Source organism: Pseudomonas aphyarum, assembly GCF_028657055.1.
Classification (GTDB): domain Bacteria; phylum Pseudomonadota; class Gammaproteobacteria; order Pseudomonadales; family Pseudomonadaceae; genus Aquipseudomonas; species Aquipseudomonas aphyarum.
In genome coordinates, this window is record NZ_JAMDGS010000017.1 from 72,309 (window position 1) to 93,862 (window position 21,554).

Below are 21,554 nucleotides of genomic sequence, written 5' to 3' on the forward strand. Positions count from 1 at the left end.
GCCAAGACTAGAGCTGAACATCTATCCATGTGATGTCATCTTCAACCTCGATACAGCTGCCATCCGGCGATTCTAACAAGCTGCTTTGCTGCGACTCGGTTAGCTCCGCCCAAAAGCCATCGGTTGCAAACACCAGCCGCTCCTTTAAGGCCAATGGGTGAAACACGAAGTCAGGTTTCGGCGCGCGACTCACCTTCAAGCATCGAGTCACCCGGTGCCGAGCGGGATCTTGCGCCAGCTCGGAGTGGGAACGATCACGCCTCCAGTTGGCCTTACAGTGCGGCGACGTAATCCATTCGATCGCGCCTGCCGACGTCACAACACCGCACGAACAATCACCCTCATACGCGAGCGTGAGTTTGCCATGAGCAGCGACACCCACCACATAACAAGTGGCGCCCGCCTCGCTCGCAAACAAAACGGGGTAGAGGTCGGCCAGCATAGAAATGAGTAGCTGTTCAACAGCTCCGTACTCAGTGATATCGAGGCCCTGATCAAAGTATTTTGACCAGACCGCTAAAACACCTTTCACAAAGGACTCAGCCAACTGGCCACTGCCAACCCTTGAGGTACCGTCAGTGATAACAAAAACACCGCGTTCTCTATCACAGAGCGCTCCGGCAAAGTCATGATTGGTTTTCCTGGCTCGCCCCGTTACCGATCTGGCGTGGTATTTCATGCGCTGCCCAGTTCTTTCATGCGCCCATGAATGATTTGCCCTCTTCCCGGATTGGCTTGTACTGAACCAGAGCTTTCAATCACATAGTCGATACCACCGAGCTCCCTGAGTGCTCGAACTCCAGTCGTGATGAACTCCTTGAGCTCGGACTCCGTTTGCCGAACCTCTTCTAAAAGCTCTGGACGTCCATCGATCAAGATAATGATGTCTTCGACATCTTTATGGTATGGATCGCCACCGCCACGACCGCTGAAGGCTTCCAGTTTTGTCGCGAGAAAATAGGTCGGTTTGAATATCTGGATGACGGTACCGCTGGGCAACGTAAATTTATCAGCCCGTGCCAACCCCTCTACAAACCAGCGGTTGGTATACCCGAGAACATCGGGATCAGATGGCATCACATCAACGACGATATCGTTGAAGCGGAAACGACAGTTGACTTCATCCTCGCCGGTAATCTTGAAATTCCTGGCCGACAACCGTTCGGTAAGCTGCTGCCAGGCGCCAATGCCTGCCAGCTCGATCACCAGGTCAACGTCATCGGTGAAACGAATGTCGTCCAGCACAACAGCATCAGTTACCAGCATGGCTGTGGTGCAACCTCCGACAAACGCAACCTCTGCGAGAAACGCCTCTCCCAAACCTTCGGCGACAAACTCTATTAGCTCGTAGTTGTGATCCGCGTTTGATGACATGTTATTTCAGTCCCATCCCTGCTTTGAGAATGTTGACCGCTACGCCACACTCTCGCGGGCCTCCAAGGCGGATCGCATCAGCAAGCGCAAGATAGTGGTAAAGAATCCTGTCCTTCTTCACCGCTTCCGGCACTGTCTTGTAGAGCGGCTCTATTGCCTGACCACGCTCCGTTCCAAGTGCATCTGGCCAGACCGGAATCAGTCCACCAGCACTTTTGATGCTTTTGGACAGTGCCGGTGCTGCGAAACCCGTCGGGATACCGCGAACCATTGCACCGGGCTTTACAGGGAAAAAATACTTCAGAGCGTGCTCGGTGATGCTTAGTAGCTGCCGCCGATTAACCTTCGCAAGCCCCGTGTCATAGTCATTGGTGAGCAGACCGGACTCACGACATCTGGCGAGGGAGTTTGATACCTCGCTTTTGCTTAGCCCGAGAGCAGCAGACAACGCACGCAACGAGTAACCCTCACTCCAGCTTGCCACGGGTGGAACAGCCACAGGCTCCGACCACCCTTCCCATCCTGCCTCATCGTTCAAGGGCGAATCGAAATCCTGTCGACGGAATACAGTATCTTCACCGTCAGTGGAGTAAGTGACCAATGGCTGCCCCACCCGCCCACCTGCGGTCATTTGGCTGACCGCATAGGGCTTCAACAGCTCCTCAACCCTGTTCGAATTCGACTCTGACTCCATTACACCAAGGAGGTTTTCCTCCTGAGCGTGAAGGCTGGCCATCTTGAACAAAAGCAAAATGTCTTGACTCTTCATGAAGCCTAAAACCCCAAGTGTCCACATTCCATAAAACGTGGACACTTGTCTCATTCAAAATATCTGATCGTCAAGCCCTTTGTTCGGCCTCACTTGCTGTGGCGCCCACACAAAATCCACTGTCCCTGAAATTGCTCGTCACCTTAGTTCCGCCGACCGGTGTCGCAATATCAGATGACGTCCGCATACCTTGTAGGCAAACTCCTAATCTCGTGTTTGGGCACTTTGCCGCCCTATTGCGCTGTTTTTCGACGGGATACGCAGAAACGAAAAAGCCCCCGCCAGTCGCAAAACTGACGGGGGCTTATTGTTCAGAGGCGCCTTTCAGCAGCGCCATACACCTCTTCGTCACGTCGAGCACCCACCGCAACGATCAACACCTGGATGGCCCGGCCATCGACTCGATAAACGATTCGCGTGTCGCCCGTTCGAATTCGTCTGCACCCCGCAAGACTGGCTCTCAGAGGCTTGCCACTTTTGTCCGGCTCGCCGTGGATGATCCGTTCTTCGATCACATCCAGTATCCGGTTGGCAGCTGCTGATCCCAGTTGATCAAGATCCCCTTGGACTTCCGGATGATAAATCACTCCCCAAACCATCCAGCGCCCCCTTAATCCTTCCGGGCGTACCTTGCCCGCATATCCTCATGGCTGACAGCCTTGGTCTGATCAAAATTGTTCAGGCGCTCACGGGCTGCCGCTTCGATGCGAAGGTTCTCAAGTTCATCCAGCATTTCCTGATAGGCCTGCACGTTGATGATGACCGCTGCCGGTTGATTGTCCTTGAAGATGACCAGACGCTCAGTGGCACGACTGGAAATCTCCTTGAGCTTCGCGCTGAAGCTCCTGACCATGGCAGTCACGGAAATAGCCTGGTCAGCACGCTCTAATAATGCCGTCATAATCACCTCTCACTCACATGCTGATGCGTACGTTAATGCACAGAGTATTGTGCTGAATTAAACATAGTGCAACTTGCTGTTTCCACTATCCGACCAAGCACTGATAAACCGGACGCGCACAAAAAAGCCCCCGCCAGCCACAAAGCTGACGGGGGCTTTTCAGTTGAGGCGCGGAATTACATCTCCACCTGCGTCCCCAACTCAATCACCCTGTTCAGCGGCAGATTGAAGAATCGCAAATTCCCGTTGGCATTCTTCAACATGAACGCAAACAGCGCCTCACGCCAACGGGCCATGCCTTCGAGTTTCGAGGCGATGACCGTTTCGCGGCTGAGGAAGTAGGTGGTGCGCATCGGGCTGAAGTCCAGGTCGTCCAGATGGCACAGCTTCAGTGCCTGCGGCACGTCCGGTTCGTCAGTGAAGCCGAAGTGCAGGATCACCCGGAAGAAGCCTTCGCCGTGGGCTTCGACTTCGAAGCGTCGGGATGGCGGGACGCGCGGGATGTCTTCGTAGACCACCGTCAGCAGCACCACTTGTTCGTGCAAGACCTGGTTGTGCAGCAGGTTGTGCAATAGCGCGTGCGGCACCGCGTCGGAGCGGGCGGTGAGGAACACGGCGGTGCCCTGCACGCGGTGCGGCGGCTGGACGCGGATGCTGCTGATGAAGATCGGCAGCGGCAGCGCGCCTTCGTCCAGGCGCTCGACCAGCAGTTGCTTGCCGCGTTTCCAGGTAGTCATCAGCACAAACAGCGCGATACCGGCGATCACCGGGAAGGCACCGCCCTGGACGATCTTCGGCACGTTGGCGGCGAAGTACAGACCGTCCACCAGCAGGAAGCCGAGCAGCACCGGCACCGCCAGAATCGGTGGCCATTTCCACAGCAGCAACATGACTGCCGAGACCAGAATCGTGGTCATCAGCATCGTGCCGGTCACCGCCACGCCGTAGGCCGAGGCCAGGGCGCCGGAGGATTCGAAGCCGATCACCAGCAAGACGACGCCGACCATCAGCGACCAGTTCACGGCCCCGATGTAGATCTGGCCCTGCTCGTCGCTCGAGGTGTGCTGGATGTACATGCGCGGGATGTAACCGAGCTGGATCGCCTGACGGGTCAGGGAGAACGCGCCGGAAATCACCGCCTGGGAGGCGATCACCGTGGCCAGGGTCGACAGACCGACCAGCGGAATCAACGCCCAGCTCGGGGCCAGCAGATAAAACGGGTTGCGCGCTGCTTCCGGATTGTCCAGCAGCAAGGCGCCCTGACCGAAGTAGTTGAGCACCAGTGCCGGCAGCACCAGCAGGAACCACGCCCGGGCAATCGGCTTGCGACCGAAGTGGCCCATGTCGGCGTACAGCGCTTCGGCACCGGTCAGCGCCAGCACCACCGCGCCGAGGATCGCCACGCCCATGCCCGGATGAACGGTAAAGAACCGCACCGCCCACGCCGGGTTCATCGCATGCAGCACTTCCGGGGTGTGGCTGATGCCGTACACGCCGAGGGCGCCGAGGACCAGGAACCAGGTGACCATGATCGGCCCGAACAGAATGCCGATCCGCGCCGTGCCGTGCTTCTGGATCAGAAACAGCGCCACCAGCACCACCAGCGACAGCGGCACCACCCAGTGGTCGATGCCGTCAAAGGCCAGGCCCAGACCCTCGATAGCCGAGAGCACGGAAATCGCTGGAGTGATCATGCTGTCGCCATAGAACAGCGCCGCGCCGATCAGCCCGCAGACCACCAGCAACGTGCGCAACCGCTTGCGCCCCGCCGCTGCCCGCCGCGCCAGCGCGGTGAGCGCCATGATCCCGCCTTCGCCCTGGTTGTCGGCGCGCAGGACGAACATCATGTATTTGATTGAAACGACCCAGATCAGCGACCAGAAAATCAGCGACAGAATGCCGAGCACCCCGTCGTGATTGACGGGCACACCGTAAGCGCCGGAAAACACTTCTTTGAGGGTGTACAACGGGCTCGTGCCGATGTCGCCGTAAACTACCCCGACCGCCGCGACCAGCATGCTCAGCGGCTTGGTGGCCGAACCTTCGGCGCCCGCCGCGTGACTACTTGCCTGACCCATCCAACACTCCTGATTCCCAGACCGGCTTCTTATATGAAGCACTATGCTTTGTGTGCAGCATGCGCGTTTTTACGCCCTGTAACAGACGTTTTCTTGACTGTAAAAATTCAGTAAAGCGCAACGGCGCGAAGCATAGCGCAGCACTCGTCGTATTTCCCTGCATAAAGCTGGTCAAGTGCGCTGCTCGTCGCTAGAATTGCGCACTTTTTGATCAGAGGCGCAGTTCAAGCGCCCGTCCGTCGGCTTCTGCCATCAGGCAAGCGACGTCACAAAACACCGAGGTTAGACATGTCCACCACTCCTGCGCCGGCCAATCCAAAGGTTGGCTTCGTTTCTCTGGGTTGCCCGAAAGCACTGGTCGACTCCGAGCGCATCCTGACCCAGCTGCGCATGGAAGGCTATGACGTGGTGTCCACCTATCAGGACGCCGACGTGGTCGTGGTCAACACCTGCGGCTTCATCGACTCGGCCAAGGCCGAATCGCTGGAAGTCATCGGTGAAGCGATCAAGGAAAACGGCAAGGTCATCGTGACCGGCTGCATGGGCGTGGAAGAAGGCAACATCCGTGACGTGCACCCGAGCGTGCTGGCCGTCACCGGTCCGCAGCAATACGAGCAAGTGGTCAACGCGGTGCACGAAGTCGTGCCGCCGAAGCAGGATCACAACCCGCTGATCGACCTGGTGCCGCCGCAAGGCATCAAGCTGACCCCGCGTCACTACGCGTACCTGAAGATTTCCGAAGGCTGCAACCACAGCTGCAGCTTCTGCATCATCCCGTCGATGCGCGGCAAACTGGTCAGCCGCCCGGTCGGTGATGTGCTCGACGAAGCCCAGCGTCTGGTCAAGTCCGGCGTGAAGGAACTGCTGGTGATTTCCCAGGACACCAGCGCCTACGGCGTTGACGTCAAATACCGCACCGGTTTCTGGAACGGCGCGCCGGTGAAAACCCGCATGACCGAACTGTGCGAAGCGCTGAGCACCCTCGGCGTCTGGGTCCGTCTGCACTACGTTTACCCGTACCCGCACGTCGACGAGTTGATCCCGCTGATGGCCGCCGGCAAGATCCTGCCGTACCTGGACATCCCGTTCCAGCACGCCAGCCCGAAAGTCCTGAAGTCGATGAAACGCCCGGCGTTCGAAGACAAGACTCTGGCGCGGATCAAGAACTGGCGCGAAATCTGCCCGGACCTGATCATCCGTTCGACCTTCATCGTCGGCTTCCCCGGCGAAACCGAAGAAGACTTCCAGTACCTGCTGGACTGGCTGACCGAAGCCCAGCTCGACCGCGTCGGCTGCTTCCAGTACTCGCCGGTCGAAGGCGCGCCAGCCAATGACCTGAACCTCGACATCGTCCCTGACGACGTCAAGCAGGATCGCTGGGAACGCTTCATGGCGCACCAGCAGGCCATCAGCTCGGCGCGCCTGCAAATGCGCATCGGCCGTGAAATCGAAGTGCTGGTGGACGAAGTCGACGAGCAAGGCGCGGTCGGCCGCTGCTTCTTCGATGCCCCGGAAATCGACGGCAACGTGTTCATCGACAACGGCAGCAACCTCAAGCCGGGCGACAAGGTCTGGTGCAAGGTGACCGACGCCGACGAATACGACCTCTGGGCCGAACAGATCTAAGCGCGAAAAATACAGAAAGCCCCGCTCTCTTTTACGAGATGCGGGGCTTTTTTACGGCTATCGTTTGGGGTGGGAAGGACTCCCTCATCCATGACAAAGAGGCTATCGGGCATGCGTCACCACTCGGTCATCCACACGCCGAAACTCAGCGATTATCAGGAACTGACCCGGGTCTGGGAGGCCTCGGTCCGCGCGACTCATGATTTCCTGCCGGAATCCTACATCGAGCTGCTGAAGAATCTGGTGCTGACCCGCTACCTCGATGCGGTGATGCTGATCTGCACCCGGGACAGCCATCAGCGCATCACCGGGTTTGCCGGGGTTGCGGCGGGCAAGATCGAAATGCTGTTCATCGACCCGGCCCATCGCGGTCAGGGCCTTGGCAAGAAACTGCTGAAGTACGCGATGGAACACCTGAACGCCGACGAACTGGACGTCAACGAACAGAACCCGCAGGCCCTGGGGTTTTACTTCAAGCAAGGGTTCGAGGTGATCGGCCGCTCGGAAGTCGATGGCATGGGCCAGCCGTATCCGCTGTTGCACATGCGTCTGAAACAACCGGAGCAGCGCGCGGTACGCGGCTAAAAGCCACACGGCGCAAATGCAATCGGGCTTAACCGGCCCCAGGCAGGTACAATGACCACCCCTTTTTTGTTACGGCCCCTGTCATGACTGACCCGATTCGCCTCTCCAAACGCCTCATCGAGCTGGTCGGTTGCTCCCGCCGGGAGGCCGAGCTGTTCATCGAGGGCGGCTGGGTCACCGTGGACGGCGAAGTCATCGACGAGCCGCAGTTCAAGGTCGGCGACCAAAAGGTCGAACTCGACAAGGACGCCAAGGCCACCGCGCCGGAGCCGGTGACCATCCTGCTCAACGTGCCGGCGGGCATGGATGTCGACAGCGCCATGCAGTCGCTGAACGCCGACACCCTCAGCGAAGAACACCGCTACGGCAAGCGTCCGCTGCGCGGGCATTTCCTGCGCCTGACCGCCAGCGCCGACCTGCAACCCAAGGCCAGCGGCCTGCTGGTGTTCACCCAGGACTGGAAGGTATTGCGCAAGCTCACCGCCGACGCGGCCAAGATCGAGCAGGAATACGTGGTCGAAGTCGAAGGCGACATGGTTGCCCACGGCCTCAACCGTCTGCAGCACGGCCTCACCCACAAGGGCAAGGAGCTGCCGCCGGTCAAGGCCAGCTGGCAGAACGAAAACCGCCTGCGCTTCGCCATGAAGAACCCGCAGCCGGGGATCATCGCCCAGTTCTGCGAAGCGGTCGGCCTGAAGGTCATCGGCATTCGCCGCATCCGCATCGGCGGTGTGTCCATCGGCAAAGTGCCGGTCGGCCAGTGGCGCTACCTGTCCGGTAAAGAGAAATTCTAAGGCTCGCAAGCCACCCTACATTTCCGGCGTTGCGCCCGCGCGATGCCCACAGCGAACAATCAGGATTGCACACATGGTTCACAACGACGTTCTGCGCAGCGTGCGCTACATGCTCGACATCAGCGACAAGAAAGTGGTCGAGATCATCAAACTCGGCGGCCTGGACGTCACGCTTGCCGATGTCGTGACGTACCTCGACAAGAAAGAAGAAGACGAAGAAGGTTTCGTGCGCTGCCCGGACGAAGTCATCGCGCACTTCCTCGACGGCCTGGTGATCTTCAAGCGTGGCAAGGACGAAAGCCGTCCGCCGCTGCCGATCGAATTGCCGGTGACCAACAACATCATCCTGAAAAAGCTGCGCGTGGCCTTCGAACTGAAAGAAGACGACATGCACGCGATCCTCAAGGCTGCCGAGTTCCCGGTGTCCAAGCCTGAGCTGAGCGCGCTGTTCCGAAAGGTCGGCCACACCAACTACCGCCCGTGCGGCGATCAGTTGCTGCGCAATTTCCTCAAGGGCCTGACCCTGCGCGTTCGCGGTTGACCCATTCGATCACGGCGACTTCGGTCGCCGTTTTCATGCATGCTCCTCCATTCCTTCCAAAAATAGTGGCTCCGCTTTTCGCGGCCGGCGACTAGGGTGTACTGAACCCTAGCCCTCAGGATTCGCCATGCACCCGTATTTCTCCCTGCAAGGCCGCACCGCCCTGGTGACCGGCGGCACCCGTGGTATCGGCAAAATGATCGCCAAGGCCTTTGTCGAGGCCGGGGCCCGCGTGTATGTCTGCTCCCGCGACGCTGAAGCCTGTCATCAAACCGCTGAAGAACTCAGTGCCCTGGGCACGTGTCATGGCGTGGCGGCGAATCTGGCGACGGAAGAAGGCGTGAAAGAGCTGGCCGCGCGATTGGGCGAACAGATCACTCATCTGGACATTCTGGTGAACAATGCCGGCACCACCTGGGGCGCGCCGCTGGAGAGCTACCCGGTGAAGGGCTGGGAGAAAGTCATGCAGCTCAACGTGACCTCGGTGTTCAGTTGCATCCAGCAATTTCTGCCGTTGCTGCGCCAATCCGGGTCGGCGGCCAATCCGGCGCGGATCATCAATATTGGTTCGGTGGCGGGGATCTCTTCCTTCGGTGAACAGGCCTACGCTTACGGGCCGAGCAAGGCCGCCCTGCATCAGTTGTCGCGGATTCTCGCCCGGGAGCTTGTGAGTCAGCACATCAACGTCAACGTCATCGCACCGGGGCGCTTTCCGAGCAAGATGACCCAGCACATCGGCAGCGATCAACAGGCGCTGGCCGAAGACACTGCGCTGATCCCCATGAAACGTTGGGGCCGCGAGGAAGAGATGGCGGCGCTGGCGATCAGCCTGGCGAGTACCGCCGGGGCGTACATGACCGGGAATATCATTCCGCTGGATGGCGGGTTTAGCCTCTGATATCGGCGGTGCGGCTATCGCTGGCAAGCCAGCTCCCACAGAGATCTCGAGTGTCAGCAGGATTTGTGTACACCACAAAACCTGTGGGAGCTGGCTTGCCAGCGATGGCGCCAGTTCTGCCAGCACCAGACTTGAAGCCTGCCGGGTTATCATGCCCGCCCTGCTCCGCTTCGAATGCACACCATGACTTACAGCGTCTCCCCCATCGGCTTTGTCCGCTCCTGCTTCAAGGAGAAGTTCGCCATCCCGCGCCAGCCGCAACTGGCCCCCGCCGCCCGTGGCGTGCTGGAACTGGTGGCACCGTTCGATCAGGGCGATGCGGTGCAAGGATTGGAGCAGGTCAGTCATATCTGGTTGCTGTTCCTGTTCCATCAGGCGCTGGAAGACAAGCCGCGACTCAAAGTCCGCCCTCCGCGCCTCGGAGGCAACAAGTCGATGGGCGTGTTCGCCACCCGCGCCACGCACCGGCCGAACGGCATCGGCCAGTCGGTGGTGAAGCTTGACAAGGTCGAGGCCAATCGCCTGTTCATTTCCGGCATCGACTTGCTGGACGGCACGCCGATTCTCGACATCAAACCCTATGTGCCGTACGCCGACATCATTGCTGACGCCTCCAACAGCATCGCCAGTGCCGCGCCGCAACTGATCGACGTGCAGTGGACGGACACGGCGCTGCAACAGGCGCACACGCACGCTCAGCGCCTGGCCGAGCCGCTGGTCGAGCTGATCGAGCAGTGCCTGGCTCAGGATCCGCGTCCGGCGTATCAGACGCCCGCGCCAGAGCGCGAATACGGCGCGCAGTTCTGGGATCTGGATGTGCGCTGGCATTACCCTGTGCCTGAGCAGATCCGCGTCCTGGAAGTCATCCCCGCCGCTGACTGAATCGCGAAAACGAAAAAGCCCGCGTTGCCTTCTCAGGCAACGCGGGCTTTTCTTTGGCATCGTCGGGATTACTTCTCGACGAATGCGCGCTCGATCAGGTAGTCACCCGGCTCGCGCATCCGCGCCGAGATCTTCAGGCCGAAGCTGTCGAGCACTTCGCTGGTCTCGTCGAGCATGCTCGGGCTGCCGCAGATCATCGCGCGGTCGTCCTGCGGGTTGATCGGTGGCAGGCCGATGTCGCTGAACAGCTTGCCGCTGCGCATCAGGTCGGTCAGACGGCCCTGATTCTCGAACGGCTCGCGAGTCACGGTCGGGTAGTAGATCAGCTTGTCACGCAGCGCCTCGCCGAAGAACTCGTTCTGCGGCAGGTGCTCGGTGATGAATTCGCGGTAGGCGACTTCGTTGACGTAACGAACACCGTGAACCAGGATCACTTTTTCGAAGCGCTCGTAGGTTTCCGGGTCCTGGATCACGCTCATGAACGGCGCCAGACCGGTGCCGGTGCTCAGCAGGTACAGGTGCTTGCCCGGGTTCAGGTCGTCCAGCACCAGGGTGCCGGTCGGTTTCTTCGAGATGATGATCTCGTCGCCTTCCTTCAGGTGCTGCAGCTGGGAGGTCAGCGGACCGTCCTGAACCTTGATGCTGAAGAACTCGAGATGCTCTTCCCAGTTCGGGCTGGCGATCGAGTAAGCGCGCATAAGCGGGCGGCCGTTTGGCTGTTGCAGGCCGATCATCACGAACTGACCGTTCTCGAAGCGCAGGCCCGGATCGCGGGTGCACTTGAAGCTGAACAGAGTGTCGTTCCAGTGATGAACACTGAGGACACGCTCGTGGTTCATGTTGCTCATGTACGTGGGACTCCTGGAGATTGATCTGCGCCTGCCCGGCTCGTGTTGAAGAATGCCGACGGTGCGCAATTGCATCGCATTCTAATAGCGCCGACAATATCTGTTAACTGGATTATTAAGATAAGGGTTATCGGTTATATCGATATGCGATTTACTCTTCGTCAACTGCAAGTCTTCGTCGCTGTCGCCCAGCAGGAAAGCGTGTCCCGTGCTGCGGGTCTGCTCAACCTGTCGCAATCGGCCGCCAGCACCTCCATCACCGAACTGGAGCGTCAGTCCAGCTGCCAGCTGTTCGATCGCGCCGGCAAACGCCTGAGCCTCAACGCCCTCGGCAAACAGTTGTTGCCGCAAGCGGTGGCCATGCTCGATCAGGCCAAGGAAATCGAAGACCTGCTCAACGGCAAATCCGGTTTCGGCTCGCTGTCGGTGGGCGCAACCCTGACCATTGGCAATTACCTGGCGACCCTGCTGATCGGCGGTTTCATGCAGCGCCACCCCGAAAGCCAGGTGAAGCTGCATGTGCAAAACACTGCCAATATCGTGCAACAAGTGGCTCATTACGAAATTGATCTGGGTCTAATCGAAGGCGATTGCAGCCACCCGGACATCGAAGTACAGAGCTGGGTCGAGGATGAACTGGTGGTGTTCTGCGCCCCGCAGCATCCGTTGGCCAAGCGCGGCAGCGCGACCATGGAAGAGTTGACGCACGAAGCGTGGATTCTGCGAGAACAGGGTTCGGGGACGCGCCTGACGTTCGATCAGGCGATGCGGCATCACCGTAGCGCGTTGAATATCCGGCTGGAGCTGGAGCACACCGAAGCGATCAAACGCGCGGTGGAATCAGGTCTGGGGATTGGCTGTATTTCGCGTCTGGCGCTGCGTGACGCCTTCCGCCGCGGCAGCCTGGTGCCGGTGGAGACGCCGGATCTGGATCTGGCCCGACAGTTCTACTTTATCTGGCACAAGCAGAAGTACCAGACCTCCGCCATGCGCGAATTCCTCGATCTGTGCCGCGCCTTCACCGCCGGGGTGCAGCGCAGCGACGAGATCGTTCTGCCGAGCATCGCTTAAAGCAGAATCACCGCCCACACCAGGGCAATCATGCTCAGTGCCACGAATTGCGCGGCACTGCCCATGTCCTTGGCGTTCTTGGACAGCGGGTGCAACTCCAGCGAGATGCGGTCGATGGCCGCCTCCACCGCCGAATTCAACAGCTCGACGATCAGCGCCAGCAGGCACACGGCGATCAGCAGCGCCTGCTCGACCCGGCTGACATTGAGGAAAAACGTCAGCGGAATCAGCACCACGTTGAGCAGCACCAGTTGGCGGAAAGCCGCTTCGCCGGTGAAGGCGGCGCGCAAGCCGTCCAGCGAGTAACCGGAAGCGTTGAGGATGCGTTTCAGGCCCGTCTGGCCCTTGAAAGGTGACATAAAGTAGATAACCGACCGAAAGGAAGTGGGGAAGCTAGATCAACGAAAGTCAAAAAAGCGTGAAGACGCCAGTGCTTACTGGCTCGGAATTGACTCAAGTTGTTGCAGCAGTAAAGCTGCCTGCGTCCGGGTCCGCACGTTCAACTTGCGAAAAATCGCCGTGACGTGGGCCTTGATGGTCGCTTCGGACACGCTCAGCTCGTAGGCGATCTGCTTGTTCAGCAACCCTTCGCAGACCATGGTCAACACCCGGAACTGCTGCGGCGTCAGGCTGGCGAGGCCATCGCTGGCGGCTTTGGCTTCATCCGAAACGCTGACCGCTTCGAACGCCTGAGGCGGCCAGGACACGTCGCCATCCAGCACTTTGCGCACCGCTTCCTGAATCACGCTCAGGTCGCTGGACTTGGGAATGAAACCACTGGCACCGAACTCCCGGGACTTGACCATCACCGAGGCTTCTTCCTGGGCCGAAACCATCACCACCGGAATCTGCGGGTACTGACCGCGCAGCATCACCAGCCCGGAAAACCCGAAAGCGCCCGGCATGTTCAGGTCCAGCAACACCAGATCCCAGTCAGCCTTTTCGGTCAGGCGGGTTTCCAGTTCGGCGATGCTCGCCACCTCCACCATTCGTACGTCCGGGCCAAGGCCCATCGTCACCGCTTGATGCAGTGCGCTACGAAAAAGAGGGTGATCATCGGCAATCAGGATGTCGTATGTGGCCATTTTTCAAATGATCCTGTTTTTGATGGCAGGCCCGCGCATTCGGGCCGTGCCAAAGCAAATCCAGATACCGCCCGGCAGCGGCATCCACAGGGGCACGTTCAACGCCAATCACGAACAAAAACGGCGTTTCAAACCTTGGCCGCACCCCAATCGGCGCCAAGCATGACCAGCGAAGCCGGGGTGGTCAAGCCGCACGGCCACTGCTTTAGCAGTATGGGCCAGGATCAGGCCGGTACTGGCGCCGTGTTTCGGATATAGGGCAGCAATTCGGCGTGGGCCGGCGTCGACACATTGACGTCCAGTTGCTGCTTGGCGCCCAAGTAATGCTGGCTGAACACATCGAAATAGGCATCCAGCGCCGACGCCGCGTCCGAATCGCCGGCCAGTTCCAGGCACAGAGCCGCCACTTCGGCAGTGCACAGATGCTCGCTGCGGGTCGAGCGGCGCAGGCGATAGCGCGAGAGTCTGTCGGGCAACAGGCTGAGGATCGGCAAGCGGTCGAAATACGGGCTCTTGCGGAAAATCTTGCGGGCTTCGGTCCAGGTCGCGTCCAGCAGGATGAACAGCGGACGCTTGCTGCTATCAAGATCCACGGTGTTGGTCACCCGCGAAGGTTCGACGTACTCGCCGGGGAACACCAGATACGGCTGCCATTGCGGGTCGTTCAGCAGCGCCAGCAGTTGCTCGTCGGGCTCGGTCCGCGACCAGATGAAGGCATGGTTGTCGCGCACGATGTCGGCGATCAGCCAGCCGGTATTACTGGGCTTGAACACTTCCTTGCCGGTCATGATCAGGCAAACACCCGAACGCGTATCGACGGTTGGCCGCCAGGCGCACAGGCAATGGCTGATGATCACCCGGCAATCGCGGCAGCGCGGGGAGCGAAAACCACGGGCCTGGATCGGCTTGATGCCTTCGTCCTCGCGCTGATCGCGCAGGCGGGCCACGGCGTTGGGGGCATGATTCATCGCAGGCGGCACCGGCAGACAGGGAAACTCGACACGAACGACACTCGGCAGGGCAATAAAGGCCGGCAGTTTACCAGAGCGACGGGCACAAGCCTGTACCCTCCCGACCGGCTCCCCTATAATTCGCCGCCACTGAACGCACAGTCACGTGGCTGGTCGAACCACCAGTCACTGAACCAGGAGAGTTTCATGCTGCGCCTTATCGTTCCCACCGCTGCCATTCTGCTGGCCTCGTCCTTCAGCGCTCAGGCTGCATCCCTGAGTGAGCAGAATCTGAACCGAGAGCTGCGCAATGTCGCCGCACAAAGCAGCGTCGGCACGCCACGGGCGATCAACGAAGACATTCTTGATCAGGGCTACACCGTTGAAGGCACCACGCTGGTCAATCACCTGAGCGTGCAAAAGAGCCACGCCGACAAAATGCGCGCCGATCCCAAAGCCGTGTATTTCCAGCTGGGCGCTTCGGTCTGCAACAACCCGTCTTACCGCAAGCTGATGGCCAAGGGCGCGATCATGCGTTACGACTTCACCGAAGTGAAAAGCAACAAGGCGATCGGCTCCGCCAGCTACCAGGAATCGGATTGCCCGAAAGCGGCTCCAGCGAAGAAGAAGTAATCATCGCGACGTGGCGCGCCGCTGTTCATCCTCGGCGCGCAGTTCGGCCAGCAAGGCCTGCAAGTAACGCGAGCGGCGATCCCCTCCCGCCAGGCGTCGGCAGCACTCCTCCTCGAGACTCACATGGTTGGTCTCGGCCGATGCTTTCAACAACCGATACAGCTGCGTATCGATCTCCAGAATGACTCTGGTCATGTGTCCTGCCTCCTTGCCACCCGCAAATCCTTGAATAGCGTGCGCCTTGCGTACGGTCGTTGACGCAAAGTTGTCGTACGGCGCCTTTAACTTAGTAAATCAGAGCATTCAGCCCTCGACGTGGCATCGGACGAGCGGTGAAAACACTTCGCAAAGTGGCAATAAGCAGTTGCCAGGAAAGACTTTGCGGCGTAATGCTCAATGAGCGAAAAATGCTTTGAGGGTCTAGATTCAACGTATTCCCGATCATTTTTCTAACGGCAGGAAAGGAGCTGCCGGCTGTTTGTTTTCTTGCAGCGCGGCACTGACGCCGCACGTCAGGGCCGAAAGCTCTGTGCAGAAGGAGAAGTTGCATGCCTTACCAACCGAATGACCTGCTCAACCGTCATTTTCAGGAAAGCGGCCACGACCTCATCAGCAAGGTCGAAGAACAACTCAACCTGGTATCACCCAACAGCCCGAATTCCCCCATTTACCGCGACATGATCCTGACCGTGCTGCGCATGGCCCAGGAAGATCACAACCGCTGGAACGCCAAGATCACCCTGCAAGCCCTGCGCGAACTGGAGCAGGCGTTTCGCACCCTTGAACAGTTCAAGGGGCGACGCAAGGTCACCGTTTTCGGCTCGGCCCGCACACCGGTCGAACATCCCCTTTACGCCATGGCTCGCGAACTCGGAGCCTCGCTGGCCCGCTCGAACATGATGGTCATTACCGGTGCCGGCGGCGGAATCATGGCCGCTGCACATGAAGGTGCCGGTCGCGATCACAGCCTGGGGTTCAATATCACCCTGCCCTTCGAACAACATGCCAACCCCACCGTAGACGGCACCAATAACCTGCTGCCGTTCCATTTCTTCTTCACCCGCAAGCTGTTCTTCGTCAAGGAAGCCGATGCGCTGGTGCTGTGCCCAGGTGGGTTCGGCACCCTGGATGAAGCACTGGAAGTGCTCACGCTGATCCAGACCGGCAAAAGCCCCTTGGTGCCGGTGGTTCTGCTGGATGCACCGGGCGGGACGTTCTGGCAAGGCGCGCTGGACTTCATCCGCCAGCAACTGGAGGAAAACCGCTACATCCTGCCAACCGACCTGAAGCTGATGCGCCTGGTCTACAACGTTGAAGAGGCGGTGGAGCAGATCAACCAGTTCTACGGCAACTTCCACTCCAGCCGCTGGCTCAAGCGCCAGTTTGTCATCCGCATGAACCACAAGCTGAGCGATCAGGCCCTCGACCATATGCAGGAAGCATTTGCCGATCTGTGCCTGAGCGACCAGTTCCATCAACACGCCTACGCCGGCGAAGAACACGACGAAGCTCAATTCAGCCACCTCACGCGCCTGGCATTCGCCTTCAACGCCCGGGATCACGGGCGTCTGCGGGAACTGGTGGACTACATCAACCTGCCGGAAAACTGGGCCCAGTCAAAACCTCAGACCGCACAACGTACTCGCGAGCCGTCGAAGGTAACGTGAAGACAAAAAAAACGGCCCGCTATCGAAATAGCGGGCCGTTTTTTTTGATTGAATCTGGAGCGATTTAATCGTCCATCCCTCTGCCGCTGAACAAGCGGTTGATCATCTCCATCGAGAATCCCCGGTACGCCAGGAATCGACCTTGTCTGGCGCGTTCCTTGGCATCGCCGGGAAGCTGCCCGGAGAACTTCCGTTGCCACGTGTCCGTTAGCTGTTCTTGCCAGTTGATACCGCTCTCGCGCAAGGCGAGTTCGATATCGGCGCGTTGCAAACCGCGCTGGCCCAGTTCCTCGCGAATCCGCAGTGGGCCGTAACCGGAGCGGGCGCGATAGGAAACAAAGCTTTCAAGATAACGGGCTTCGGAAAGCAGCCCTTCTTCCGTCAAACGGTCGAGGGCTGTTTCGATCATCTCGGGGGGAGCGCCACGCTGACGCAGTTTGCGCGTCAGTTCGACTCGACCATGCTCGCGACGTGCGAGCAGGTCCATGGCGGTTCGCCGCACCGCGACGAGGGTATCGAGTACGGCGGTTGTCATCGGTGCAATCAGATATCAGCGTCAGCCAGGTCGTCTTCGGTCTCTTTGACCGCAGAAGCCTTGGAGTCGGCGATCACGGCTGGCGACAGCAGTTTGTCACGCAGTTGCTTCTCGAGCTTGGCCGCGACTTCCGGGTTGTCCGCCAGGAACTTGGCCGAGTTGGCCTTGCCCTGACCGATCTTGGTGCCTTCGTAGGCATACCAGGCGCCGGACTTCTCGACGAAACCGTGCAGTACGCCCAGGTCGATCATCTCGCCGTTCAGGTAGATACCCTTGCCGTAAAGAATCTGGAACTCGGCCTGACGGAACGGCGAAGCGACCTTGTTCTTCACAACCTTGACGCGGGTTTCGCTACCAACCACTTCGTCGCCTTCCTTCACCGCGCCGGTACGGCGGATGTCGAGACGAACCGAGGCGTAGAACTTCAGCGCGTTACCACCGGTGGTGGTTTCCGGGCTGCCGAACATCACGCCGATCTTCATGCGGATCTGGTTGATGAAGATCACCAGGCAGTTGGCGTTCTTGATGTTACCGGTGATTTTACGCAGCGCCTGGGACATCAGACGGGCTTGCAGGCCCACGTGCATGTCACCCATTTCGCCTTCGATTTCAGCCTTCGGTACCAGGGCGGCCACGGAGTCGACGATGATCACGTCAACGGCGTTGGAGCGCACCAGCATGTCGGTGATTTCCAGGGCCTGTTCGCCGGTGTCCGGCTGGGAAACCAGCAGGTCGTCGACGTTGACGCCCAGTTTGCCGGCGTACTCAGGATCGAGGGCGTGTTCGGCGTCGACGAAGGCGCAGGTCGCACCGGCTTTTTGAGCCTGGGCGATCACGGACAGCGTCAGTGTGGTTTTACCGGAAGATTCAGGACCGTAGATTTCAACGATACGGCCTTTTGGCAGGCCGCCGATGCCGAGTGCGATGTCCAGACCCAGAGAGCCGGTGGAAATGGCCGGGATCGCCTGACGGTCCTGATCGCCCATACGCATTACGGCACCCTTGCCGAATTGACGTTCGATCTGACCCAGGGCCGCAGCCAAGGCTTTCTTCTTGTTGTCGTCCATTAAAGTCCTCACGTAATCAATAAGGCCTGACGGCCAACACCTGTATAAGTAGCCAGTATTATTCCACAGCGTTCACGGATCGCCTACCCCTGATTTTCGATTTCTCGTGCCGCTAGTCGCAGCAAGCCCTCTAGCGCGGCCTTCACCGTTTGTCGGCGGACTTCGTCGCGGTTGCCGGGGAAGTGCTGGACCTCGCTGGAAACCTGGTCGCCCACGCCCCACGCAAGCCAGACGGTGCCCACCGGTTTGTTCGGCGAACCACCGTCCGGCCCGGCCACGCCACTGACCGCCACGGCAAACCGCGCCAGGCTTTTGTCCTGGGCGCCGCGCACCATGGCCTCGACCACCTCGCGGCTGACCGCACCCACGGTGCCGAACAGCTCTGTCGGTACATTCAGCTGCTGGGTTTTCTGGCGATTGGAGTAGGTCACGTAACCCGCCTCGAACCACGCCGAACTTCCCGGAATGCGGGTGATGGCTTCGGCAATCCCGCCACCGGTACAGGACTCGGCCGTAGTGACGTGGGCATTGAGCAACTGCAGACGTCGGCCAAGTTCGGCCGCCAGTTGGGTGATTTCTTTCACGGCGCGCTCCGGATCGGATGGAATGGGTACCACCGTACACGAGCCGGTTGCGCTTTCAATACACAAGCTTATTCAAAATGTGCAGGCGCCAGCGCTCTGATATAGGCCTGACAAGCCTGCAAGGCAATCAGTCCGCGGTCGCCTTCACCGGTGATGGCGACAATTCGTCGAGCATGCGCCGGGTCAAGTCGGGCGCGTACGGTTGCATGATCCACGCCGCCGGCGCCGGCGGTGGCTGGCACACCGCAGCCTTGGGCAGCGTCGCCTGCGTCGATAAGGACTGACAGGCGCAGATCAGCAGTGGCAAGACGATCGCGCAGGCGATCCTGATCACGTTGGGCATCGTTCAGTGCTCGGTAGTGGGTTTGTTCACTGGCCGTGAGCCGTTGCTCCAGGGCCAGACGCTTGTCCTGTTCGGCCTGTTGCGCGGTGGCGGCGGCCGAGGTCAGTTGATTGAGGGCTTCGGCGTGCAACCGCTCCTGTTCGGCCAGTTGGCGACCGTAGCGCCAGTCCTGAAACTGCCACGCCAGCGCCGCCGCCCCTGCGGCCAGCAGCATCAGACCGATCAGCCGCCAGACGCTCAGACCGAAGGCAGGCATAGCACCGCCCTCGCCCGCCCCCAAAGCTCCAGTCGATCCTGCAAGCCGTTCAACCCGCCGTTGATCCGCCGGGTAATGCTGTTGAACTGATCCTGATCCGCCAGCGCGTTCAGGCCGTTCTGCGCCCAGAACCACGCGGCGGACTCGGCCGCCCATTGCGGTTGTTCCAGCAGTTCCGGCAGCGCCAGCAAGCGCTCGTCACCGAACAGCCCGAGGCTGCACTGGCGATAGTTGGCGCGGCCGGTAATCTGGATCAGCCCGCGCCCGCGATACTTCTGCCCGTCGCCATCGGCCTCGGGCGTGTTGCCCAATCGCAACGCCAGCGTGCCGGTATCGTACTTGCTCAGGTACTGGTTGTTGCCCAGTTCACGCACGTATTGCAATTGCCCCGATTCGTGTCCGATCTGGGCGAGAAACGCGGCCACGCGTTTAGGCGTGTCGATGCGATGGCGCGCCATGGCATCGTTGAGTGCAGAAACAAAAACGCCCGCTTGGCGGCGGGCGTTGGGCATGATGTCGAGTAGGTTGTCTTCAGTAATTTGCATAATGCTCGGTCCTCCCTGGATGCTCCGATTGAACCACGGTTGGCGACCAAAGCTGATCAGCCATTGTTTACCTCAGTTTTCAGAGTGCTGTCGGGGGAAACCTGGATCATTCGCTTGAACAAACCCAGCATGCCCTGATTGGCCGTCGCACTCTCGAGCGGCGGATCCAGTGGCAGTACCTGCCCTCCGGACACCAGCCACTCCTGGTACTCCACCCAGTCACGGTTGGTCGGCTCTTGTGGAATAAACGCTGAGTCACTCAGGCGCAGAACGCCGGACGATGTGAGCTGATAACTCATGGATTTGCCTCCTAGATTTCCGCGTCTGCAGTCCATTCGATCTGCAACATTTGCCCTGGCGAGCTGCCTACAGGGGTCACGGTGCCAATGGCAAAGCTCCGTTCGGTAACACTTTGCAAATAGGTGCCGGTACACGCTTTCATCAAGCCCTGATTCCAGACTTGATTGCTCGTATCCCCCGGGCAATACAGCACGACAGTAGGCTGTACGCGTTTGAGTACCTGCATATCGAAACTCATACCGTACTGGCCGGTATTGGCTGCCGCGGACTGGGTGAAGGTGCCAATGCAGCTTCCGGCACCGTTGTTCGAGCGCACCTGCAGACGGTTTGCAAAAGACTTCTCGAAGTAACGCTGACAAAGGCTCAGTTCTTCTGCCGCTGGACGGTATTCAAACGGCGTTGCAACCGGACCTTCTTCCAGCTGCATCTGTGCCAGATCCACGGTCTGCAACACGTTGAGCGGCAGATCGAACGACAAAGTCAGACAGTCATTCACGCCGAGCATTTTCCCGGCGATGGTCGGCACCTGAAACGTTGCGCTGTATTTCTTCCACGACGTACTCAGTTGAAAGACGTCGATAACCTTCACCACACCTTCCGAGCCCCCCGTCCCAAACTGCTGGGCAATCGTGACGCGTAAAGGACGCGTCGCATCGGAGCGCGCCCAGAAGCTGACCGTCGCCGTTCGACCGGCCAGGGTCCTGACCGATTCGATGCTCTGAGAGACTTTATGCACCGTTGCACCGGTGCCTGCGGAGGCCTGCTGCCAACGCAGGAAAAAAGCTGGCTCCCCCGTGACCTCGGTTTGACCGAGGGCAAAATCCTGGCGTGAAATGCTCACACCTGCGTTGCCGTTCCAGTCGCACCGGAAGCGATCCGCCACATACCCACCGATGTTCGGCGCCTGATTGGTCGTGCCGCGTTGCCAGATATTGAATCCGCCATTGATCAACAGATTCTTGCGATACACCTGCACAGGAAACTGCTGCAGCGGATCGGGCTTCGCCAGTTGCCGAATGGCCTGGGCCAATTGATCCGTCTGCTCCTCATCCGGCGTCAGGCCGGCGGCCGTGATCGCGTTGAGAATTTCCTGGGTCACACTGTTGCCCCAGCTGGCCGGGATCAACGATCCCGGTTTTCCGGCGATGGGGTCTTCATCGACGAACCTGCCATTCTCCAGGCCTGAGCCGGGAACGCTTTTCGGATAATCCACGTTAATTCC

General features: G+C 59.5%; 27 protein-coding genes. 9 read left to right on the top strand and 18 right to left on the bottom strand.

The features are described 5' to 3' along the window. Positions 1-7: 7 nt before the first annotated feature. From M5G18_RS25505 to M5G18_RS25530, 6 genes are all read right to left on the bottom strand, one after another. Positions 8-679: a PP2C family protein-serine/threonine phosphatase gene (locus tag M5G18_RS25505; RefSeq protein WP_273896445.1), complete on the bottom strand. Its 672-nt coding sequence runs from the start codon at positions 677-679 to the stop codon at positions 8-10. Beyond that, positions 676-1,374: a hypothetical protein gene (locus M5G18_RS25510; protein WP_273896444.1), complete on the bottom strand. Its 699-nt coding sequence runs from the start codon at positions 1,372-1,374 to the stop codon at positions 676-678. Before M5G18_RS25510 ends, M5G18_RS25505 begins: the two co-directional genes overlap by 4 nt. A 1-nt stretch (position 1,375) precedes the next feature. Continuing rightward, positions 1,376-2,143, bottom strand: coding sequence for a MarR family transcriptional regulator (locus tag M5G18_RS25515; protein ID WP_273896699.1), 768 nt, complete (start codon positions 2,141-2,143; stop codon positions 1,376-1,378). Between the two features lie 311 nt (positions 2,144-2,454). Further along, a complete protein-coding gene (locus M5G18_RS25520; protein WP_007954964.1) occupies positions 2,455-2,742 on the bottom strand; it encodes a type II toxin-antitoxin system RelE family toxin in 288 nt (95 codons plus the stop codon). A gap of 11 nt (positions 2,743-2,753) precedes the next feature. Next, positions 2,754-3,044, bottom strand: a complete 291-nt coding sequence (locus tag M5G18_RS25525; RefSeq protein WP_273896440.1) for a type II toxin-antitoxin system Phd/YefM family antitoxin — start codon at positions 3,042-3,044, stop codon at positions 2,754-2,756. Between the two features lie 176 nt (positions 3,045-3,220). After that, positions 3,221-5,062, bottom strand: coding sequence for a potassium transporter Kup (locus M5G18_RS25530; RefSeq protein ID WP_407681997.1), 1,842 nt, complete (start codon positions 5,060-5,062; stop codon positions 3,221-3,223). A gap of 348 nt (positions 5,063-5,410) precedes the next feature. Between M5G18_RS25530 and rimO the strand changes: the two genes are divergently transcribed. The 6 genes from rimO (at position 5,411) to tsaA (ending at position 10,448) form a co-directional block, all read left to right on the top strand. Then, positions 5,411-6,748 carry a 30S ribosomal protein S12 methylthiotransferase RimO gene (rimO, locus tag M5G18_RS25535; protein WP_007954955.1) on the top strand — a complete coding sequence of 446 codons (1,338 nt, stop codon included), beginning with the start codon at positions 5,411-5,413 and terminating at the stop codon, positions 6,746-6,748. A gap of 111 nt (positions 6,749-6,859) precedes the next feature. After that, a complete protein-coding gene (locus M5G18_RS25540; RefSeq protein WP_041475157.1) occupies positions 6,860-7,333 on the top strand; it encodes a GNAT family N-acetyltransferase in 474 nt (157 codons plus the stop codon). 83 nt (positions 7,334-7,416) lie between these two features. Beyond that, complete coding sequence (locus tag M5G18_RS25545; protein WP_085605313.1) at positions 7,417-8,127, top strand: rRNA pseudouridine synthase; 711 nt, start codon at positions 7,417-7,419, stop codon at positions 8,125-8,127. A 73-nt stretch (positions 8,128-8,200) separates the two neighbouring features. Beyond that, positions 8,201-8,668, top strand: a complete 468-nt coding sequence (locus M5G18_RS25550; protein WP_007954948.1) for a YehS family protein — start codon at positions 8,201-8,203, stop codon at positions 8,666-8,668. Between the two features lie 127 nt (positions 8,669-8,795). Then, positions 8,796-9,566 carry an SDR family oxidoreductase gene (locus M5G18_RS25555; RefSeq protein ID WP_007954945.1) on the top strand — a complete coding sequence of 257 codons (771 nt, stop codon included), beginning with the start codon at positions 8,796-8,798 and terminating at the stop codon, positions 9,564-9,566. Between the two features lie 183 nt (positions 9,567-9,749). Next, the gene (gene tsaA, locus M5G18_RS25560) at positions 9,750-10,448 is read left to right on the top strand and encodes a tRNA (N6-threonylcarbamoyladenosine(37)-N6)-methyltransferase TrmO (RefSeq protein ID WP_273896437.1); all 699 of its coding nucleotides are present in this window, start codon (positions 9,750-9,752) and stop codon (positions 10,446-10,448) included. A gap of 68 nt (positions 10,449-10,516) precedes the next feature. On the opposite strand, the gene fpr is transcribed toward tsaA, so the two are convergent. Then, positions 10,517-11,296: a ferredoxin-NADP reductase gene (gene fpr / locus M5G18_RS25565; RefSeq protein WP_007908723.1), complete on the bottom strand. Its 780-nt coding sequence runs from the start codon at positions 11,294-11,296 to the stop codon at positions 10,517-10,519. A gap of 144 nt (positions 11,297-11,440) precedes the next feature. On the opposite strand from fpr, the gene M5G18_RS25570 reads away from it, so the two are divergent. After that, positions 11,441-12,367 (top strand): LysR family transcriptional regulator, encoded by a 927-nt coding sequence (locus tag M5G18_RS25570; protein WP_007954941.1) that lies wholly within the window; start codon positions 11,441-11,443, stop codon positions 12,365-12,367. On the opposite strand, the gene M5G18_RS25575 is transcribed toward M5G18_RS25570, so the two are convergent. From M5G18_RS25575 to M5G18_RS25585, 3 genes are all read right to left on the bottom strand, one after another. Then, positions 12,364-12,726, bottom strand: coding sequence for a diacylglycerol kinase (locus tag M5G18_RS25575; RefSeq protein ID WP_003222276.1), 363 nt, complete (start codon positions 12,724-12,726; stop codon positions 12,364-12,366). The two genes, M5G18_RS25570 and M5G18_RS25575, sit on opposite strands and share 4 nt — an antisense overlap. Before the next feature lie 75 nt (positions 12,727-12,801). Then, entirely contained in the window at positions 12,802-13,452 is a 651-nt protein-coding gene (gene erdR / locus M5G18_RS25580; protein WP_273896435.1) for a response regulator transcription factor ErdR, read from the bottom strand. Between the two features lie 224 nt (positions 13,453-13,676). Then, positions 13,677-14,420: a tRNA-uridine aminocarboxypropyltransferase gene (locus M5G18_RS25585; protein ID WP_273896434.1), complete on the bottom strand. Its 744-nt coding sequence runs from the start codon at positions 14,418-14,420 to the stop codon at positions 13,677-13,679. A 189-nt stretch (positions 14,421-14,609) separates the two neighbouring features. Between M5G18_RS25585 and M5G18_RS25590 the strand changes: the two genes are divergently transcribed. Further along, positions 14,610-15,035, top strand: a complete 426-nt coding sequence (locus M5G18_RS25590) for a PA3611 family quorum-sensing-regulated virulence factor (protein ID WP_064593873.1) — start codon at positions 14,610-14,612, stop codon at positions 15,033-15,035. Here the strand turns inward: M5G18_RS25590 and M5G18_RS25595 are convergent, their stop codons facing one another. Beyond that, the gene (locus M5G18_RS25595; protein WP_007954932.1) at positions 15,036-15,230 is read right to left on the bottom strand and encodes a hypothetical protein; all 195 of its coding nucleotides are present in this window, start codon (positions 15,228-15,230) and stop codon (positions 15,036-15,038) included. Positions 15,231-15,583: 353 nt separating this feature from the next. Between M5G18_RS25595 and M5G18_RS25600 the strand changes: the two genes are divergently transcribed. Then, entirely contained in the window at positions 15,584-16,702 is a 1,119-nt protein-coding gene (locus tag M5G18_RS25600) for an LOG family protein (RefSeq protein WP_273896432.1), read from the top strand. A 64-nt stretch (positions 16,703-16,766) separates the two neighbouring features. Here the strand turns inward: M5G18_RS25600 and recX are convergent, their stop codons facing one another. From recX to M5G18_RS25635, 7 genes are all read right to left on the bottom strand, one after another. Continuing rightward, entirely contained in the window at positions 16,767-17,237 is a 471-nt protein-coding gene (recX, locus tag M5G18_RS25605; protein ID WP_085697383.1) for a recombination regulator RecX, read from the bottom strand. 8 nt (positions 17,238-17,245) lie between these two features. Then, entirely contained in the window at positions 17,246-18,304 is a 1,059-nt protein-coding gene (gene recA / locus M5G18_RS25610) for a recombinase RecA (protein WP_003222269.1), read from the bottom strand. A gap of 83 nt (positions 18,305-18,387) precedes the next feature. After that, positions 18,388-18,888, bottom strand: coding sequence for a CinA family protein (locus M5G18_RS25615; protein WP_273896429.1), 501 nt, complete (start codon positions 18,886-18,888; stop codon positions 18,388-18,390). A gap of 68 nt (positions 18,889-18,956) precedes the next feature. Then, a complete protein-coding gene (locus M5G18_RS25620; RefSeq protein ID WP_273896428.1) occupies positions 18,957-19,487 on the bottom strand; it encodes a lysis system i-spanin subunit Rz in 531 nt (176 codons plus the stop codon). Then, complete coding sequence (locus M5G18_RS25625) at positions 19,469-20,032, bottom strand: glycoside hydrolase family 19 protein (protein WP_273896426.1); 564 nt, start codon at positions 20,030-20,032, stop codon at positions 19,469-19,471. Before M5G18_RS25625 ends, M5G18_RS25620 begins: the two co-directional genes overlap by 19 nt. A gap of 56 nt (positions 20,033-20,088) precedes the next feature. Beyond that, positions 20,089-20,331: a hypothetical protein gene (locus M5G18_RS25630; protein ID WP_273896424.1), complete on the bottom strand. Its 243-nt coding sequence runs from the start codon at positions 20,329-20,331 to the stop codon at positions 20,089-20,091. 11 nt (positions 20,332-20,342) lie between these two features. Next, entirely contained in the window at positions 20,343-21,545 is a 1,203-nt protein-coding gene (locus M5G18_RS25635; protein ID WP_273896422.1) for a carbohydrate binding domain-containing protein, read from the bottom strand. Positions 21,546-21,554 lie beyond the last annotated feature (9 nt).